The organism is Acinetobacter sp. LCT-H3 (assembly GCF_001866125.1).
In the GTDB taxonomy this organism is placed as follows: Bacteria; Pseudomonadota; Gammaproteobacteria; order Pseudomonadales; family Moraxellaceae; genus Acinetobacter; species Acinetobacter schindleri.
This window is the reverse complement of the sequence record NZ_MODX01000008.1, coordinates 25,039-41,700: the sequence shown is the minus strand read 5'-3', so window position 1 is coordinate 41,700 and position 16,662 is coordinate 25,039. Positions and strand designations below refer to the sequence as shown.

Annotated in this window: 17 protein-coding genes; 13 read left to right on the top strand and 4 right to left on the bottom strand. The window is 43.1% G+C overall.

Features of this window, described 5'->3' with window-relative positions:
- Window positions 1-63 precede the first annotated feature (63 nt).
- A complete protein-coding gene (locus BK820_RS06155; protein ID WP_071320419.1) occupies window positions 64-1,527 on the top strand; it encodes a phospholipase D-like domain-containing protein in 1,464 nt (487 codons plus the stop codon).
- Window positions 1,528-1,582: 55 nt separating this feature from the next.
- Here BK820_RS06155 and BK820_RS06150 read toward each other — a convergent pair whose 3' ends face one another.
- The gene (locus BK820_RS06150; protein ID WP_008303469.1) at window positions 1,583-3,223 is read right to left on the bottom strand and encodes an acyl-CoA synthetase; all 1,641 of its coding nucleotides are present in this window, start codon (window positions 3,221-3,223) and stop codon (window positions 1,583-1,585) included.
- Between the two features lie 481 nt (window positions 3,224-3,704).
- On the opposite strand from BK820_RS06150, the gene BK820_RS06145 reads away from it, so the two are divergent.
- From BK820_RS06145 to BK820_RS06125, 5 genes are all read left to right on the top strand, one after another.
- Window positions 3,705-4,985, top strand: a complete 1,281-nt coding sequence (locus tag BK820_RS06145; RefSeq protein ID WP_071320418.1) for a D-arabinono-1,4-lactone oxidase — start codon at window positions 3,705-3,707, stop codon at window positions 4,983-4,985.
- A gap of 22 nt (window positions 4,986-5,007) precedes the next feature.
- Window positions 5,008-6,165, top strand: coding sequence for an alanine racemase (locus BK820_RS06140; RefSeq protein WP_071320417.1), 1,158 nt, complete (start codon window positions 5,008-5,010; stop codon window positions 6,163-6,165).
- A gap of 238 nt (window positions 6,166-6,403) precedes the next feature.
- Window positions 6,404-8,326 carry a threonine--tRNA ligase gene (gene thrS, locus BK820_RS06135; protein WP_071320416.1) on the top strand — a complete coding sequence of 641 codons (1,923 nt, stop codon included), beginning with the start codon at window positions 6,404-6,406 and terminating at the stop codon, window positions 8,324-8,326.
- A 5-nt stretch (window positions 8,327-8,331) separates the two neighbouring features.
- Window positions 8,332-8,883, top strand: a complete 552-nt coding sequence (gene infC / locus BK820_RS06130; RefSeq protein ID WP_076753101.1) for a translation initiation factor IF-3 — start codon at window positions 8,332-8,334, stop codon at window positions 8,881-8,883.
- Window positions 8,884-9,126: 243 nt separating this feature from the next.
- Complete coding sequence (locus BK820_RS06125) at window positions 9,127-9,798, top strand: HAD hydrolase-like protein (protein WP_071320415.1); 672 nt, start codon at window positions 9,127-9,129, stop codon at window positions 9,796-9,798.
- Between the two features lie 48 nt (window positions 9,799-9,846).
- Here the strand turns inward: BK820_RS06125 and BK820_RS06120 are convergent, their stop codons facing one another.
- Window positions 9,847-10,320, bottom strand: coding sequence for an Hsp20 family protein (locus BK820_RS06120; protein WP_004813021.1), 474 nt, complete (start codon window positions 10,318-10,320; stop codon window positions 9,847-9,849).
- A 283-nt stretch (window positions 10,321-10,603) separates the two neighbouring features.
- Here BK820_RS06120 and BK820_RS06115 point away from each other — a divergent pair, with 283 nt between their 5' ends.
- The 3 genes from BK820_RS06115 (at window position 10,604) to BK820_RS06105 (ending at window position 12,030) form a co-directional block, all read left to right on the top strand.
- Window positions 10,604-11,224, top strand: coding sequence for a glutathione S-transferase family protein (locus BK820_RS06115; RefSeq protein WP_004813020.1), 621 nt, complete (start codon window positions 10,604-10,606; stop codon window positions 11,222-11,224).
- Between the two features lie 75 nt (window positions 11,225-11,299).
- Window positions 11,300-11,590, top strand: a complete 291-nt coding sequence (locus BK820_RS06110; protein WP_048881470.1) for a hypothetical protein — start codon at window positions 11,300-11,302, stop codon at window positions 11,588-11,590.
- Between the two features lie 17 nt (window positions 11,591-11,607).
- The gene (locus BK820_RS06105; RefSeq protein WP_071320414.1) at window positions 11,608-12,030 is read left to right on the top strand and encodes a YqaA family protein; all 423 of its coding nucleotides are present in this window, start codon (window positions 11,608-11,610) and stop codon (window positions 12,028-12,030) included.
- 26 nt (window positions 12,031-12,056) lie between these two features.
- Here BK820_RS06105 and BK820_RS06100 read toward each other — a convergent pair whose 3' ends face one another.
- Window positions 12,057-12,797 (bottom strand): TonB family protein, encoded by a 741-nt coding sequence (locus BK820_RS06100; protein ID WP_071320413.1) that lies wholly within the window; start codon window positions 12,795-12,797, stop codon window positions 12,057-12,059.
- 411 nt (window positions 12,798-13,208) lie between these two features.
- On the opposite strand from BK820_RS06100, the gene rpmI reads away from it, so the two are divergent.
- The 3 genes from rpmI (at window position 13,209) to BK820_RS06085 (ending at window position 14,430) form a co-directional block, all read left to right on the top strand.
- Window positions 13,209-13,403 (top strand): 50S ribosomal protein L35, encoded by a 195-nt coding sequence (gene rpmI / locus BK820_RS06095; protein WP_004278281.1) that lies wholly within the window; start codon window positions 13,209-13,211, stop codon window positions 13,401-13,403.
- Window positions 13,404-13,414: 11 nt separating this feature from the next.
- Window positions 13,415-13,774 (top strand): 50S ribosomal protein L20, encoded by a 360-nt coding sequence (gene rplT, locus BK820_RS06090; protein WP_071320412.1) that lies wholly within the window; start codon window positions 13,415-13,417, stop codon window positions 13,772-13,774.
- A gap of 77 nt (window positions 13,775-13,851) precedes the next feature.
- A complete protein-coding gene (locus tag BK820_RS06085) occupies window positions 13,852-14,430 on the top strand; it encodes an AAA family ATPase (protein WP_071320411.1) in 579 nt (192 codons plus the stop codon).
- On the opposite strand, the gene BK820_RS06080 is transcribed toward BK820_RS06085, so the two are convergent.
- Window positions 14,427-15,449 (bottom strand): hypothetical protein, encoded by a 1,023-nt coding sequence (locus BK820_RS06080; protein WP_071320410.1) that lies wholly within the window; start codon window positions 15,447-15,449, stop codon window positions 14,427-14,429. The two genes, BK820_RS06085 and BK820_RS06080, sit on opposite strands and share 4 nt — an antisense overlap.
- Before the next feature lie 160 nt (window positions 15,450-15,609).
- Between BK820_RS06080 and pheS the strand changes: the two genes are divergently transcribed.
- Window positions 15,610-16,590, top strand: a complete 981-nt coding sequence (gene pheS / locus BK820_RS06075; protein WP_004813006.1) for a phenylalanine--tRNA ligase subunit alpha — start codon at window positions 15,610-15,612, stop codon at window positions 16,588-16,590.
- The last annotated feature ends 72 nt before the right edge of the window (window positions 16,591-16,662 follow it).

Sequence of the window (16,662 nt, the reverse complement as noted above, 5' to 3'; positions counted from 1 at the left end):
AAATCTACTTGAAAAATCATAAGATTAAACCTAGCCTGAGCCTATTGGGTTAGGTTTTTTCTTATGCGTATCTTTCAACGAATTCACAATAAATTGAACTGGTCGAATCGCCGTTATGCGGCTTTGATCATTAGTATGCTGGCCGTGGGTTATCTGGCTTCAGCGATCTACCACACGTATAAGCCGTTGCCGGAAGGTCTGAATTACACAGGCAAAATGCGTCATGCCGAAGTCAAATTTCTGGCTGATCAGACTTATCTGGATGCCGAAGGAAAACAGCATCTAGATCATCGCATTTTTAATGAAATGCTGCATATGATTGAAGAAGCCAAATCGCTGATCGTGCTGGATATGTTTTTATTTAATCAGCAAACCGGTGCATCTACGCAGGAACATCAGGCATTAAGTCAACAACTGACGGATGCTTTAATCAGTAAACGTCTGTTGCAACCTGAAGTCGAAATCAAGTTTATTACCGATCCGATTAATTCGGTCTATGGCGGAATTCGATCCGAGCAGTATCGAGCCCTACGTCAGCACGGTGTTGATGTGATTGAAACCAATCTGACGCCATTGCGGGCTTCCAATCCAAGCTGGTCCGGCTTCTGGTATATCTGTTGCCAAGGCATTGGCAATAATCCGGAAAAGGGCTGGTTGCCGAATCCATTTGGAACAGAAAAAATTACCCTGCGCAGTTATTTTGAGCTGTTTAACTTTAAAGCCAATCATCGTAAAACCATGGTGGTAGATACCGATCAGGGCTGGAAAGCACTGGTCACGTCCATGAATCCGCATGATGGCAGTTCGCGGCATTCCAATATTGGTTTATTGGTCTGGGGTAGCACCGCTGTGGATATCCTGAAAACCGAGCAATCTGTCGGCATGATGTCACAAGCCAATATGCCTGCCATTGTCGCCGGGGATTTTCAGGCAGACAGCAGCCGGCCACAAGTTCAGGTGCTGACTGAAAAAGCTATTTATGATGCGATTCTGAATCTCATTCAGACAGCCAAAGCCAATGAGCAGATTGATCTGGCGATGTTTTATCTGTCTGAACGCAAAATTATTAAAAGCCTGATCGCGGCACATGAACGTGGTGTCAAAGTCCGGGTTTTACTCGATCCGAATAAAGATGCTTTTGGCCGTGAGAAAAACGGGATTCCAAACCGGCAAGTGGCTTGGGAGCTGCATAAAGCAGGTATTGATGTGCGCTGGTGCCGTACTCAGGGTGAGCAATGTCATAGCAAAATACTGATGAAGCGCAATGCTCAGCAAGCTGAAATGATTTTAGGCTCGGCTAATTTTACCGTACGGAATCTGAAAAACTATAATCTGGAAACCAATATGCGCGTGCTGGGGCAGCCTCAGGCCGAAGTGTTCAAGGATGCCCAGCAATATTTTGACGGTGCATGGTCAAATCTGAATGGTCGTTCCATGAGCGTGGACTATACGCAATATGCAGAAGATTCGTTCTTTAAATACTGGCTATACCGTTTTATGGAATGGAGTGGCTGGTCGACGTTCTAGATGAGAAATCAAAAGGAAGTCGAGATGACATCCTTTTTTATCGCATAACAATGGATTAGCTAAACTCACCAGTTGAGCGTTCTTTGGCCCATTCACGCAGGACAAATTTTTGCAACTTGCCAGTCGAAGTTTTTGGAATCTCAGTAATCACCACATCTTTTGGCACTTTGAAACGCGCCAAATGTTCACGGCAGAATTCAATAATTTCTTCTGGTGTAACTTCGAAGCCCTGTTTGAGTTCAATAAAGGCACACGGCACTTCCTGCCAGCGTGGATCTGGTTTGGCGACTACCGCTGCAGTCAGAATCGCAGGGTGCTGATACAGCACTTCCTCTACTTCTAGCGAAGAAATATTTTCACCACCTGAAATGATGACATCTTTGGAGCGGTCAGTGATTTTGGCATAACCGTCTGGCTGGCAAACAGCGAGGTCACCGGTATGGAACCAGCCACCGGCAAAGGCTTCTGCCGTAGCTTCCGGATTTTTCAGATAACCCTTCATGACGATGTTACCGCGGAACATGATCTCGCCCAGCGTTTTACCATCATGTGGCACTTCCTGCATGGTTTCAGGATCAAGTACTTTCATACCATCCTGCAATGGATATGGTACACCTTGACGTGAGTGTAACTGGGCCTGTTCCTGGATGGTGAGATCGGACCAGCCAGCTTGAGATGCACATAGGGCAGAAGGACCATACGTCTCGGTTAAACCATAAACGTGCGTTACATTGATACCAATATTGCGCATACCTTCAATGATGGCTGCTGGAGGCGCAGCACCTGCCACCATGACTTCTACACGGTGATCAAATTTGGTTCTTTTCTCTTCCGGGGTATTGATGAGCATCGACAGGACAATTGGTGCACCACAGAAATAATCGACTTTATGTGTGGCAATCAGCTGAAAGATCAGTTCAGGATCAACTTTGCGTAAGCAGACATTGGTTCCGCCGTTGGCCGCCATGGTCCAGGCAAAACACCAGCCATTACAGTGGAATAATGGCAGGGTCCAGAGATAGGTTGCACGTGGCATCATGCCACAGGCAATGATGTTACTGGCTGCGTTGATATACGCGCCGCGATGATGATAAACCACGCCTTTCGGGTTGCCAGTTGTACCTGAAGTATAGTTCAGGCTGATTGCGTCCCATTCATCTTGTGGCAGGTGCCATTCAAAATTGGCATCGCCTTGAGCCAGCCAGCTTTCATATTCAATCTGACCAATACGATCAGCAGCTTCTTCATAGTTCTCATCTGCTACATCGATGATATAAATATCCTGCTTGATCAGTGCCAGCGCTTCCTGCGCCACAGCAGTAAATTCAGGATCGACGAGCAGAACTTTAGTTTCCGCGTGTTCTAGCATAAAAGCCAAAGTCTTGGCATCTAAACGGGTATTTAAGGTATTCAGTACAGCACCTGCCATCGGAACAGCGAAGTGCGCCTCGATCATGGCTGGGACGTTAGGTAAAAGGACAGATATGGTATCATTTTTGCCTACACCAAGCTGTTGCAACTGGTGAGCGAACCGACGACAGCGCTGATAAGTGTCACGCCAGGTAATTTCACGCTGGCCATGAATAATGGCATTCTGGTTGGGATAGATATAGGCCGCACGTTCTAGATAGCGTAAAGGTGAAAGCGCTACAAAGTTTGCTGGTGTGCGTGGTAATTCATCATATGCACTGACCATTATTCTACTCCATGAATAAATAATTATTGTGTAATTACTCTAAATCTAGCAATTTTTAGTGATTGTGACATTTATGCTTTAGTCGAGCGTGAATGAAAGATCGAGCTTTTAATATCTAAATTTTTGTTTTTACTAAACTTTAATGGATAAAATGAACTGTTACTTTCCATGTCTGTCACCATAATAAACAGAATAAAGTTGGCTCAAATAGAATCCGGTGTGCAATTTAGCTTCAAAGACCAGTGCAAATAGATAAAATGACTGGCTTTTATTTTTGTGGATTAGTGACTGATAAAATCAAATTATTTTGCAAGTATTTATAAAAAAACGAGTTTTACAAATTTACATAGACTTTAAAATTGACTTGTTTCTCTAAATGGCTGCATGATGATTTCTAAATAAAAAGATATTCATAACAACAAAAATAAGAGCAATTATGTCCGGGTTTTATTGACTTAAAACCGGGTAAAAGGAAGCCGCTATGGAGATAGCACGTGCAGAGATGTGGGCCAACTGGTCAGGTTCCCAGCGATCCAGTCCCAGTATTTTTCATCCTTACAGCATTGAGATGCTGCAGGGGCTTTTGCGTGTCTATCCAAAATTACGTGTTGTGGGTGCAGGCCATTCCTTTAGTGCCTTGGCAAAAACCAGCGACGTGCTGGTTTGCCTAGATCAGCTTAAAGGGATGTGTGACTATGATCGAGAACAGTGTCGCAGTACTTTTTGGGCGGGGACCCGTTTGTATGATGTGGGCGAGAAGTTGGCCACCATTGATCAGGCATTGGCAAATCAGGGGGATATTGACCGGCAAAGTCTGGCAGGCGCTATTGCTACAGGTACGCATGGAACAGGGGTGGAATTACCTTGTCTTTCTGCTCTGGTTTCTGAATTTGAATTGCTGACTGCGGACGGTAATTTGCTACGCTGTAACTCTGAGCAGAATGCAGATATCTTTGCTGCAGGACGGGTTGCATGTGGCAGTATGGGTATTATGACCCGTATCCAGCTACAAAACCGGCCTATGTACCGGTTGCAGGAGCAGATTCGACTTTGCTCACTCACAGACCTATATGCAAACATCGACAAATGGAAGCATCAGCACCGGCATATAGAGTTTTGGGCCTTTACCCATAGCGATAATGTCATTCTAAAAAGTCTGGATGAAACTCAGGAAGAAGCACAGGCAAGACCGGATGGGTGGCTGGATGAAGACTTCATGTTGAACATGTGCTGTGAGCTGAATCGAATTTGGCCAGGACTGAATCCCTGGTTACAGCGTCTGTTAAATATAGCGATCCGACCATCGAAAGCAGTGGACTGGTCTAGCCGTATTTTTCCTAGTGTACGTAATACCCGTTTTAATGAAATGGAATACCAGCTGCCGGTGAAACAGGGACTGGCCTGTTTTGAGGAAGTCATGGAAGTACTACAGCAACAGAAAGCGCCGGTATTTTTTCCAATTGAATTTCGTTATGTACGTGGGGACGATATCTGGCTAAGTCCATTTTATCAGCAAGATTCAGTTTCGATCTCGGTACATCAATTTTACAAACAGGATTATCAGGTGATTTTTGATCTGGTAGAACCGATTTTCAGAAAATACGGAGGACGCCCGCACTGGGGCAAGCTGCATTCGCTGGAAGCCCGACAGCTTTGTGAACTCTATCCGAAATGGGATGAGTTTATGCAGTTACGAAAATCCCTTGATCCACAGGATAAATGGCTCAATCCTTATCTGGAGCGCCTGTTCATTCCATCTTGAATGAGCTGAGGAGGAATACAGTATGCTATATCTTGACTACTTTCAGGAACTCCAGAAAACTCTGCATGAGCAAGGAAATGGACAACCTCAATTGATTCTGGATCTGTCTAAGCTAGAACAGAATGTTGACTGGTTGCAGTATAAGATGCCGATCCATCTGAAACCGCGTCTGGTGGTGAAATCATTAGCGAATTCAATGTTGCTAAAACGAATTGCTAAAGCCTTTAATACCCAGTCTTTTATGGTGTTCCATCTTCCGCATGCGGTCCATATCCTGCAAGCCTATACACAGGCAGATATTCTGATGGGTAAGCCAGTGCCTTTGCAATGCCTGAAAAGCTTTACCGAAGATCAGGCTGAGCATCTGCCGAAAGTGCAGTGGCTGATTGATTCAGCTGATCGTCTGAAAAATTATCTGGCATATGCAAAGGAGCGAAATTTACAGCTGCGGATCAATCTGGAAATTGATATTGGCCTGCATCGCGGTGGGCTGTCAGATCTAGAGCAGTTTATGCACTGTCTGGCGATTATCAAAAGCCATTCGGAATATCTGAGTTTAAGTGGTCTGATGGGTTACGATGCTCATGTTTCTAAGTTGCCTAGTGCATTATTTCCTCCCATCCAGAGCTATCAGAAATCTCAACAGTGTTATATGAACTTCATTAATGTCATGTGCCAGATGCTGCCTGAGCTGGATCTGTCTGCTCTTTGTCTGAATGGAGCGGGAAGTGGCACCTTGCATCACCACTTTATCCAGACGGTCTGTAATGATGTGTCCTTCGGTTCGATGCTGCTCAAGCCAACTGATTTTGATCTGGAAGGCCTAGAGCCCATGCAACCGGCTTTATGGATTGCTGCACCAGTATTGAAAGTGCTGGAGCAAATTCAGTTACCTGGATTAGAGCGATTAAAGCGATTTCAACCACGGCAACGGGCGGTATGTATCTATGGTGGCTACTGGCGCGGGAAATGCATCTATCCACCAGGTACGAAACCGCATTTACTGTATGGGCGTAGTAGTAATCAGGAATTGTTGCAGATTCCATCTAGTTGCCAGATTCAGGTCGATGATTATGTATTTTTCCGACCAGCCCAAAGTGAATCGATTCTGCCACAATTTGCTTCGCTGTATGCTTATGAGCAGGGACAATATCAAAAGTGGGAGAATTTTAGGGAATAACAGGATAGATCATGGTGGTTATCTCCCAAGTCATCCTGAACATACTGCAAAGGATTGGCAGCAAAGCATGTTTTCAGCCGAGAAAAAAGGATTAACGGTTTATTAAATGGCCCGAGACGTGTAAAATTCTAGGCGATTTTTTATTTATCCACCGTTTTTATCTTTTGAGGTTCTCCTCGATCATAATCTCGCGGTGACATGCTCCATTGTACGGGGCATCACTCCTTAAGGATTTCATATGCCAATTATCACTTTGCCAAATGGCGATCAAAAACAGTTTGATCAAGCCGTATCTGTGATGGAAGTTGCTCAAAGCATCGGTCCTGGTCTAGCAAAAAATACTGTTGCAGGTCGTGTGAACGATCGTTTAGTAGACGCTTGTGATCTTATTACTGAAGATGCAACCTTACAGATCATTACGCCTAAAGACGAAGATGGTGTTCATATCATTCGTCACTCTTGCGCACACCTAGTGGGTCATGCTGTTAAGCAATTGTTCCCAGAAGCAAAAATGGTAATTGGTCCAGTCATTGAAGAAGGTTTCTACTATGACATCTGGATGCCACGTCCATTTACTCTAGACGACATGGCAGCGATTGAAGAGCGTATGAAAAAGCTCATCGACCAAGACTACGATGTCATCAAAAAAATGACACCACGTGATGAAGTGATCAAAGAATTTACTGCACGTGGCGAAGAATACAAACTCCGTCTGATCGAAGACATGCCTGAAGAAACGCAAATGGGCCTGTACTACCATCAAGACTATCTGGATATGTGCCGTGGTCCGCACGTTCCAAATACTAAATTCTTAAAATCGTTCAAGCTGACTAAAATCTCGGGTGCTTACTGGCGCGGTGATGCTAAAAATGAACAGCTGCAACGTATTTACGGTACAGCCTGGGCAGACAAGAAGCAGTTAGCGGCTTATATCAAACGTATTGAAGAAGCAGAAAAACGTGATCACCGTAAAATCGGTAAAGCGCTAGACTTGTTCCATATGCAGGAAGAAGCACCGGGTATGGTGTTCTGGCATCCGAATGGCTGGACCATTTACCAGGTTCTTGAACAGTACATGCGTAAAGTTCAGCAGGACAATGGCTACGAAGAAATCCGCACACCACAGGTGGTTGATTTCACGTTATGGGAAAAATCAGGCCATGCTGCCAACTATGCAGACAACATGTTCACGACGCATTCTGAAAACCGTAACTATGCGGTGAAGCCAATGAACTGTCCTTGTCACGTACAAGTGTTCAACCAGGGCTTGAAGTCATATCGTGATCTTCCGGTACGTCTGGCAGAATTCGGTTCATGTCATCGTAATGAACCATCAGGTTCTTTACATGGGATTATGCGTGTTCGCGGCTTTACTCAGGATGATGCGCATATTTTCTGTACCAAAGAACAAATTGGTACTGAAGTTGCAGACTTTATCAAATTGACACTCGATGTATACAAAGACTTTGGCTTCGAAGAAGTACAAATGAAGTTGTCAACTCGTCCTGAAAAACGTGTTGGTGATGATACACTTTGGGATATGGCAGAAAAATCTTTGGCGGATGCCTTAGATGCTGCTGGTCTGGAGTGGGAATTGCAGCCAGGTGAGGGTGCGTTCTACGGTCCGAAGATTGAATTCTCATTGAAAGACTGCTTGGGCCGTGTATGGCAATGCGGTACCATTCAATGTGACTTCAACCTTCCAGAACGTCTAGATGCATCTTACGTGACCGAAGACAACGATCGTGATCAGCCAGTAATGTTGCACCGTGCAATTCTTGGCAGTTTCGAGCGTTTTATTGGTATACTTATTGAACACTACGCAGGCTTTATGCCACCTTGGTTATCACCAATTCAGGCGTGTGTCATGAATATTACCGATTCTCAAGCTGAGGCTTGTGAGTCAGTCGTCGCAAAACTTAAAGAAAGCGGTATCCGCGCGATTTCCGACTTGAGAAATGAGAAAATCGGCTTTAAGATTCGTGAACGTACTTTAGAGCGTATTCCTTACTTACTGGTACTTGGGGGCCGTGAAGTAGAGGAAGGTACGGTAAATGTCCGTACCCGCTCAGGAACAAATTTGGGTACCATGTCAATCGATGCTTTCGTTGATCTGGTAAAAACAGCCGTTGCCGAACGCGGCCGGTACATTGTGGAGTAACAGCGATTAAACAGCCTGACCGTAATCAACAGGGCGGTAACAAATCAAACCGTCCTGCGTTGAATGATGAAATTCGTGCAAAAGAAGTCCGTCTTGTAGACGAAAATGGTGAGCAAAAAGGTATCGTAAGCTTAACTGAAGCTTTACGTGCAGCAGAAAGCGTAGAGCTTGATCTTGTAGAGATCGTAGCAAATGCTGAGCCACCTGTTTGTAAAATCATGGACTTTAACAAGCATTTGTTTGATCTTAAACAAAAGCAGAAAGAAGCGAAGAAAAAACAACATCAAGTACAGGTGAAAGAAATCAAGCTACGCCCTGGTACTGATGTAGGTGATTACAACGTAAAACTGCGTGCAATTATCAAGTTCCTTGAAGAAGGCAACAAGGTAAAAATCACGCTTCGTTTCCGTGGTCGTGAGATGGCTCACCAACAGTTGGGTCTGGCTCAATTACAAAAAATTGAAGCTGATGTAGCGGAAATTGGTGTAGTTGAACAGTCTCCAAAAATGGAAGGCCGTCAAATGGGTATGCTGCTTGGTCCTAAAAAGAAAAAGTAAGCACTCATTGAGCGAAAAAAGCCCTGCACTTGCAGGGCTTTTTTATTTTATAGCCATAAAATAGACAATCTAGTTTCTGCTATCAGTTTAAAGCTTAAAAAATAACTCAACTATGATGCACATTAGTTGTGCCGAAATAATTTTGATCAGGATTACAGTGATAAACATCACAAATATGAGTGAATACGAGTGGAGAAGAGATATATTTTTTAAACTTGGTATAAATTGCTGGATAACTGGCTTATGGCTTTTTTAAATAATCGCGTTGTACCGTATCAACTGGTCATTTTTGATATAGATGGTACTCTGGTTGATTCCTTTGAACAGTTTATCGAATTGCTGAATTGCTTTGCCGGTAAATATCGCTATGCATTGATGCATAAAGATCAGGTCGAGCATTTAAGAGCCTTACCACCACGACAGATCCATCAGGCACTCAACCTGTCAATATTTCAGACCTTTCGCTTAATGTATGACTGTAAACGGGAAATGCGTCGTAGTGGCAAGACTCCAGAATTATTTGAAGGCATTGCGGATCTACTTCACCATCTCAAACAGCAGGGAGTTCGCCTGGCAATTGTCACCTCCAATACTCCGAATAATTGCCGAAAGTATCTAGGTGCGGAACTGTTTCAGCTATTTGAGTGGGTCGAAAGCAATGCTTCAATTTATAGCAAAGCCAAACAGATTAGAAAAATTGTGCAGCAATCCAAATCGCATCCAGAACAGGTCATCTATATTGGTGACCAGATCATTGATATAGAATCAGCTCATCAGAATGGAATTGCTGTCGCTACGGTGACTTGGGGTTTTAATAGTGAATCTGCATTGGTGGCTCATCAGCCACATTACCTGATTCATAGCGTTCAGCAGTTAAAAAGTCTGTTATTAACCCCGCAATCCAGACTGGCCTAAAAATAAAAAAAGGCCCCGAAGGGCCTTTTTAGAACATTTTATATATGCTTATTCCGCATTGACGGTTTTTTCAGTGACTTCTTCCGGATTTTCCAGCAACAACTTTTTGCCAATCGGAATTTGTCTTGGCAGTTTTTCTTCCGGAATTACACGCTGCAGGTCAATCACGAGTAGACCGTTAGCATAATCTGCCTGCTGTACTTCAATGTGTTCGTCTAAACGCAGTGATAGTTTGAAGGCACGACGGGCTATACCTTTGTGTAGATACTCAGTACCTTCAACCTGAACAGCTTCAGGTTTTCCAGAAATTGTCAGCAAGCGATTTTCAAGAGAAATACTCAACTCTTCCTGGTTAAAACCGGCGGTGGCTACGACAATTCGGTAACGGTTTTCACCATGTTTTTCGATATTGTATGGCGGATAATTTGGCGCATCGCTTTGCATGGCATAATCAATGAAATCATTGAGGCGATCAAAGCCAATGCTGCGGCGGAATAATGGATGAAGATTGATATTACTCATTATTAGAACCTCCTGAGGTCAGCAAAGTTTTAAAAATAAGAAAACACCGCTGTCATGATGATCATCGACAGGGCAAAAGATGCATGGACCATCCTTATGCAGAAATAAATATGTGTTCAGGCCAGGAATTTTCAAGAAAATTCAGTGAAATTTTTTTAAAAAATTAATTAATTTATTGAAATTACATTAAAAAATTATTTTATTAAGCATTGCTTGTTGTTTTTGACCAGATCCATTATTTTGTTGGAACACCATAATAAAGGTGTATGGAGTATAGGCACGAATGATTGATTTATATTACTGGGGTACACCCAACGGTCATAAGATTACAATCGCATTAGAAGAAATGGGGCTATCTTATCAGATCCTTCCAGTCAATATTCTGGAAAATGACCAGTTTCAGCCAGACTTTCTGGCAATCTCACCGAACAATAAAATTCCAGCTATTGTCGATCAGGATGGACCAGATCATCGGTCGATTTCAATCTTTGAATCGGGTGCCATCTTGCAGTATTTGGGACGTAAAACCGGACTGTTTTATCCGACCGATGAAATTAAGCGGATTCAGGTGGAACAATGGCTGATGTGGCAAATGGGTGGACTAGGCCCGATGCTGGGACAGAACCATCATTTTAGTCGTTTTGCGCCAGAACGGATTCCTTATGCGACCGAACGCTATGTGAATGAGACCAAGCGCTTATATGGTGTACTGGATAAACAGCTGGTTGGTCAGGACTATGTCACTGGCGAATATTCAATTGCCGATATGGCGATTTTCCCCTGGTTACTTCGTTATGAATGGCAAGGTATTGATCTGGCGGATTATCCTGAAATCAGTCGTTATATTGAGCGTATGCAGGCACGTCCTGCTGTGCAAAAAGCATTAGCGATTCAGGTCAGTTAATCTGCGATTGTTATGTTAAGATGTACAAAAGTTATTAAAACCACCGATTCAGGTGGTTTTTTATTGGATATGAGCATGAAAGCATTTTTCCTAAACTTCACTCGAATTGTGGAAACTAATCCACGAATTTACTGGAGCATTATCTTTGGTCTAGCTGCCTGTTTAGCCTTGTTTGTGGCTGAGATTGTGCATATTCAGTTGGTTATTAATGAGCTGAATACCAAGGATCAAAATGTATTGGCTGAGGCAATTTTGCCCTTGGCAACCAAATATAAATGGTCTCGTATTTTTGCAATCATACTCGCTCTTTTCTGGTCAAATATGGAATATCTGAAAGCTAAAAGACAATTAAGACTGACACGCTAAACAGTCGGATCACTTAGATGGCATTACTGATTCTGTTTCTGTCTGCCTTTGGCGCGGCAACTTTATTGCCTTTGCAGTCAGAAGCGGTATTGTTAGGATTACTGGTCAATAGTAGCTATTCAGCATTTACTTTGATCGCTGTTGCCAGTGTAGGGAACATTCTCGGCTCTTGCGTGAATTGGTATTTAGGTCTAAGAATTGAGCAGTATAAAGACCGGAAGTGGTTTCCAGTCTCTGAACAGCAGATGCAAAAAGCACAAAGGAGCTACCAGAAATACGGTTATTGGTCCTTGTTGCTGAGTTGGGTGCCCATGATTGGTGATCCAATTACCTTAATTGCAGGATTGCTTAAGGAAAACTTTGCTCGATTCTTACTGATCGTGAGTATTGCGAAAATCGGACGTTATCTGTTTATTTACATGGCTTATAGCATGATTTAAAAAAGAGGCTTGAAGCCTCTTTGGGTTTATTTGCATTCATTCAGTTTAAACTGAATTTCATCCTTAAAGCTGGATGGTTTATACAACCATAGGGTACTTGCGCGGCGTTTAGTACTGATTTGTGTACCTTTTAATGCACTTGTTACTTGCTGATCTAATTGATAAATGCCTGAACCTTTTTTGATATTGACCTTTTTAATCCCGCCTTTGCGATTGGCTTTAATTTGGAATTCTACTTTACGGTCATGTTCATTCAGTAAATCTGTATCAACGTTTAGCTCAGGTTGGTTTAGATACTGGAATTTAGTTTTTTGCTGCTGCTGTTGTGCTTGCCAATTTTTAGAGTTGAAACTGTATTCACAAAATTCCTGATCCTGGTCAGTCAGTTTCAGGTTAAACACCTGATAGCCAATGATCGGTAGTGCTGTTTTATTTTCAATATGTGGTCTAACTTCAGCAGATTTCACGGCATTAAGTAGTAGCTGATCCAGCTGCTGGTAACCGGTACTGTCCTGAATGGCAGCCTGTTTGATGTGTCCCTGCTCATTGGCATAGATACGTACCACAGCAGAACGGTCCTGACCTTTTAAATCTTCATTGCTATATTTTGGTTTGGGAAACTTGGTCCACTCAATGCGTGTCGTCAAATGTGTTGGCTGCACATCAATGGTCTGTGTGGGCAATTGCGGTGCTTTTTTTGTTGATGCGCTATAGCTTGCTGTAAAAGGGAAGCTCAACAACAGGGTCATACACAGAATACGTTTCATAAGTTTCGGTCTTGAATCAAGCAAAGAGGATGTTCAATTTTGAAGCGCAGTATTTCCTGAATTGGCAATACTGGCAAGTATCTCATTCAAAATAATTTATTTTTCTGCCTTGTGAGTCTTGAAGGTGATAATTAAAAAATCATAATGAAGCCAAGCTATACATGTATTGCTGCAGGAGTCAGAAGTTTTTTTGTGAGAAAGATTCGTGGATTATAAAAACTTGGATTAGTCAGCTTGATATTTCATCGCGCAATATTTATGGGAAATAGGATTAAGTGCCTGTCATCTATCTTTTACTTTTAATACTGCTTTTGTTTTAAACAAAGATGCTTTAGAATATCGGCTCCCTTACCTGCAGGGCGTCTTTGCAATGGTGCAGACGTGCCGAACAGGTGTTCAAAAGAGGTTGTTATGCCTAAGATGAAAACTCGCCGTGGTGCAGCTAAACGCTTCAAAGCGACTGCTAACGGTTTTAAGCGTAAACAAGCGTTCAAACGCCACATTTTGACCAAAAAATCTGCTAAGCGTATTCGTCAATTGCGCGGCTGTGTAATGGTTCACGTAAGTGACGTTGCTTCAGTTCGTCGTATGTGCCCGTACATCTAAGGAGATTATAAATGGCTCGTGTAAAACGTGGTGTACAGGCTCATCGCCGTCACAAAAAAATTCTTGCTCGCGCTAAAGGTTACTATGGTGCTCGTTCACGCGTTTACCGCGTAGCGTTCCAGGCGGTAATCAAAGCTGGTCAATATGCTTACCGTGACCGTCGTCAGAAGAAACGTCAATTCCGTGCTCTATGGATTGCGCGTATCAACGCTGGTGCTCGTCAAAATGGTTTGTCGTACAGCCGTATGATCGCTGGCTTGAAAAAAGCTCAAGTGATTATCGACCGTCGCGTACTTGCTGACATCGCTATGCATGACGCAGTTGCGTTCACAGCTCTAGCTTCTAAAGCTAAAGATGCATTGGCCGCATAAGTCTTTATGACTTAGAAAAAAGATCGCTTTTAGCGGTCTTTTTTTTGTCTGATGAAAAAGTATAAGCTATCTAAAATATGACAAATGACTTAGTGCTGATGAATGAGAAAGGTAAAGTACGAGATTTTCGTAGAATAAATGTGGTCGGCACCTCTGCCTCGGGAAAATCTACTTTTGCTCGCGCTTTAGCGACAAAATTGGGCCTCAGTGATATCGAGCTGGATAATTTATTCTGGCTGGATAACTGGCAGGAAACTGTGGATCGAGAGTTCTTTGATAAAATTCAAGCGGCCATCGATCAGGCCAAAGATGGCTATGTGATTGATGGTAATTATACCCGTAGTATTCCCGTCAAATGGGCTGAGATCGACAGTGTGATCTGGATTGATTTACCGTTCCATCTCAATCTATATCGTTCCATAAAAAGAGCCATACAGCGGGTAATTAGCAAACAACCGCTTTGGCCAAACTCGAATAATACAGAAAGTTTCAGCCAGATGTTGAGTCGTGATTCCATCATCTGGTGGATGATTAAAACCCACCAGAAAAATCGTCAGCATTATTTAAAGTTGATGCATGCGCCTGAATATCAGCATATCCACTGGATCAGATTAAGATCGCCCCGAGAAATTGACGCTTTTCTGGCACAGCATTAAAGTCCAAAATAATAACCAATCAAACAGATAATTACCGTAATAATAATCAGGGTAATAACGTTACCTGAATTGGATTTGGCAGCATCGTGAGGCTTATGTGCTTTAGATGGTTTGGTCACATGCTCGTCGGTAGTCATTCCTGCAAATGGATCAGCGCTGATTTTCGGACTCAGTTTTGCAGTCTTGTAGTGATTCGCGATTTTGACAATAAACTTCGCTTTCAGATCGTCAATTTTCTGCACAAAATGGCGTAGGTCAAGCTGTTGGTCCGGTGTCAGCACTTCACCGTTTTCATGATAAGGATGCTGGATTTTAGCTTCGATTAGTTCTTCCAGCGCATCCAGACGGTACAGCATGTCATGGGCAAAGTCAGCTGTATAATCGGTTGGCAATAATGCCAGTCTATTACCGATAGCTGTATCCGCAGTAGAAGACACCCCATAATAAGGTTGTCCAAGCTGGGCAGGTTGAACAAAACCTTGCGCAAATCTGGTATCAAATAATTCATGATCCATAAAGACTTGAATGTCGTCCCAGTTTGGCTGATCCAGATCTGCCAGTACACGTCTGGCCAGTTTGTTGTTGAGTTCGTATTGCCAGAAGGTTTCATGACGTAGAGAAGATCGCTGTGTAACAGGTGCTTCATAATCATTGTCTGCGGTATACCATTCTGGTAATTCTTTGCCAATAATCCAGGCATTTTTTTTCTGGGCTTCATGACTGACAATGAAATATTCAAATGGTAGCAGCTCAACATTTACATTGGGATTTTGCTCATCTTCAAGCAGGGTGGAGCGGTGCAGACTCAGACGTTGTACGCCCTGTTTTTTCAAACCTTCCAGCCATACCTGAAAATGCTGCGCTAAAAGATGCTGTGAAATCAGATCACGAAAGGCAAATTGATGCTGATTAAAGATGGAATGCTGAAGCCAGCGATTGAAACTTAAGTCCTGAGACAGGTACTCATTTCCATAAGTTACTAAAGTAAGTTGCTGTTTCCAAATTTGATCGATTGCCATAATGATTTGATCTAATTGATATCATGTTTATTTTATACTTTTTATTTTTACATCTGCCAATCTAATTTTCATTACATGCCATCTTCATCAACGTGCCTAAAAACTGTTAGAATACGGGGTTTTTTAAAAATATTTCTAACCTGTTGCTTTGAGAGTTACTATGTCACTGGAAGCCCTGACCACTGAAGCGCTCGCTGCGATTGCAGCAGCTCAAGACCTTGCTGCACTTGATCAAGTACGAGTGCAATTTACGGGGAAAAAAAGCCAGCTCGCGGAACAATCTAAGTCGCTGGGTAAAATGGATCCGGAACAACGTAAAGAATTCGGTGCAAAAATCCATGCTGTGCGTGAAGCGATTACAGCTGCACTGACAGCACGTCAGGCAGAACTGCATAAAGCTGCGCTGGAGCAGAAGCTTGCCAGCGAAACTATTGATATTACATTACCCGGTCGTGGCCAGCAGGTGGGCAGTATCCACCCAGTGACCCAAGTACAGGAACGTATCTGCCAGTTCTTTACCAAAGCAGGTTTTACAGTGGCAACTGGCCCGGAAGTTGAAGATGACTATCACAACTTTGAAGCCTTAAATATTCCAGGCCATCACCCTGCACGTGCCATGCACGACACGTTCTATTTTGATGTAAACCATTTGCTGCGTACGCATACCTCTGGTGTGCAGATCCGTACTATGGAAACGCAACAACCACCAATCCGTATCGTGTGTCCAGGCCGTGTATACCGTTGTGATTCGGATCAAACCCACTCACCAATGTTCCACCAGATTGAAGGTTTATACGTTGCTGAAAATACCAGCTTCGCTGAACTGAAAGGTTTGTTGGTCAACTTGCTGAATGAATTCTTTGAAAAAGACTTAAAAGTACGTTTCCGTCCATCTTATTTCCCATTCACAGAGCCAAGTGCAGAAGTGGATATTATGGATGAGCGTGGCAAATGGTTGGAAGTTCTGGGTTGCGGTATGGTGCATCCGAATGTATTACGTTCTGCTGGTATTGATCCTGACAAATACAAAGGCTTTGCATTTGGTCTAGGGGTAGAACGTTTTGCAATGTTGCGTTATGGCATTAACGACTTGCGTATGTTCTACCAAAACGATGTGCGTTTCTTACGCCAGTTTGCTTAAAACTTTTTATTAAATCCTCTCCTAACCTCTCCTTTAAAAAAGGAGAGGGACTCCACGAAATCAGTTGGGGTT

What these genes read in the sequence shown, in the direction of transcription:
- rpmI (WP_004278281.1), top strand. Translation starts at nt 13,209, where the DNA reads ATGCCTAAGATGAAAACTCGCCGTGGTGCAGCTAAACGCTTCAAAGCG.
- BK820_RS06145 (WP_071320418.1), top strand. Translation starts at nt 3,705, where the DNA reads ATGGAGATAGCACGTGCAGAGATGTGGGCCAACTGGTCAGGTTCCCAG.
- BK820_RS06080 (WP_071320410.1), bottom strand. Translation starts at nt 15,449, where the DNA reads ATGGCAATCGATCAAATTTGGAAACAGCAACTTACTTTAGTAACTTAT.
- BK820_RS06155 (WP_071320419.1), top strand. Translation starts at nt 64, where the DNA reads ATGCGTATCTTTCAACGAATTCACAATAAATTGAACTGGTCGAATCGC.
- rplT (WP_071320412.1), top strand. Translation starts at nt 13,415, where the DNA reads ATGGCTCGTGTAAAACGTGGTGTACAGGCTCATCGCCGTCACAAAAAA.
- BK820_RS06150 (WP_008303469.1), bottom strand. Translation starts at nt 3,223, where the DNA reads ATGGTCAGTGCATATGATGAATTACCACGCACACCAGCAAACTTTGTA.
- BK820_RS06085 (WP_071320411.1), top strand. Translation starts at nt 13,852, where the DNA reads ATGACAAATGACTTAGTGCTGATGAATGAGAAAGGTAAAGTACGAGAT.
- BK820_RS06105 (WP_071320414.1), top strand. Translation starts at nt 11,608, where the DNA reads ATGGCATTACTGATTCTGTTTCTGTCTGCCTTTGGCGCGGCAACTTTA.
- BK820_RS06100 (WP_071320413.1), bottom strand. Translation starts at nt 12,797, where the DNA reads ATGAAACGTATTCTGTGTATGACCCTGTTGTTGAGCTTCCCTTTTACA.
- BK820_RS06140 (WP_071320417.1), top strand. Translation starts at nt 5,008, where the DNA reads ATGCTATATCTTGACTACTTTCAGGAACTCCAGAAAACTCTGCATGAG.
- thrS (WP_071320416.1), top strand. Translation starts at nt 6,404, where the DNA reads ATGCCAATTATCACTTTGCCAAATGGCGATCAAAAACAGTTTGATCAA.
- BK820_RS06110 (WP_048881470.1), top strand. Translation starts at nt 11,300, where the DNA reads ATGAAAGCATTTTTCCTAAACTTCACTCGAATTGTGGAAACTAATCCA.
- BK820_RS06125 (WP_071320415.1), top strand. Translation starts at nt 9,127, where the DNA reads ATGGCTTTTTTAAATAATCGCGTTGTACCGTATCAACTGGTCATTTTT.
- BK820_RS06120 (WP_004813021.1), bottom strand. Translation starts at nt 10,320, where the DNA reads ATGAGTAATATCAATCTTCATCCATTATTCCGCCGCAGCATTGGCTTT.
- pheS (WP_004813006.1), top strand. Translation starts at nt 15,610, where the DNA reads ATGTCACTGGAAGCCCTGACCACTGAAGCGCTCGCTGCGATTGCAGCA.
- BK820_RS06115 (WP_004813020.1), top strand. Translation starts at nt 10,604, where the DNA reads ATGATTGATTTATATTACTGGGGTACACCCAACGGTCATAAGATTACA.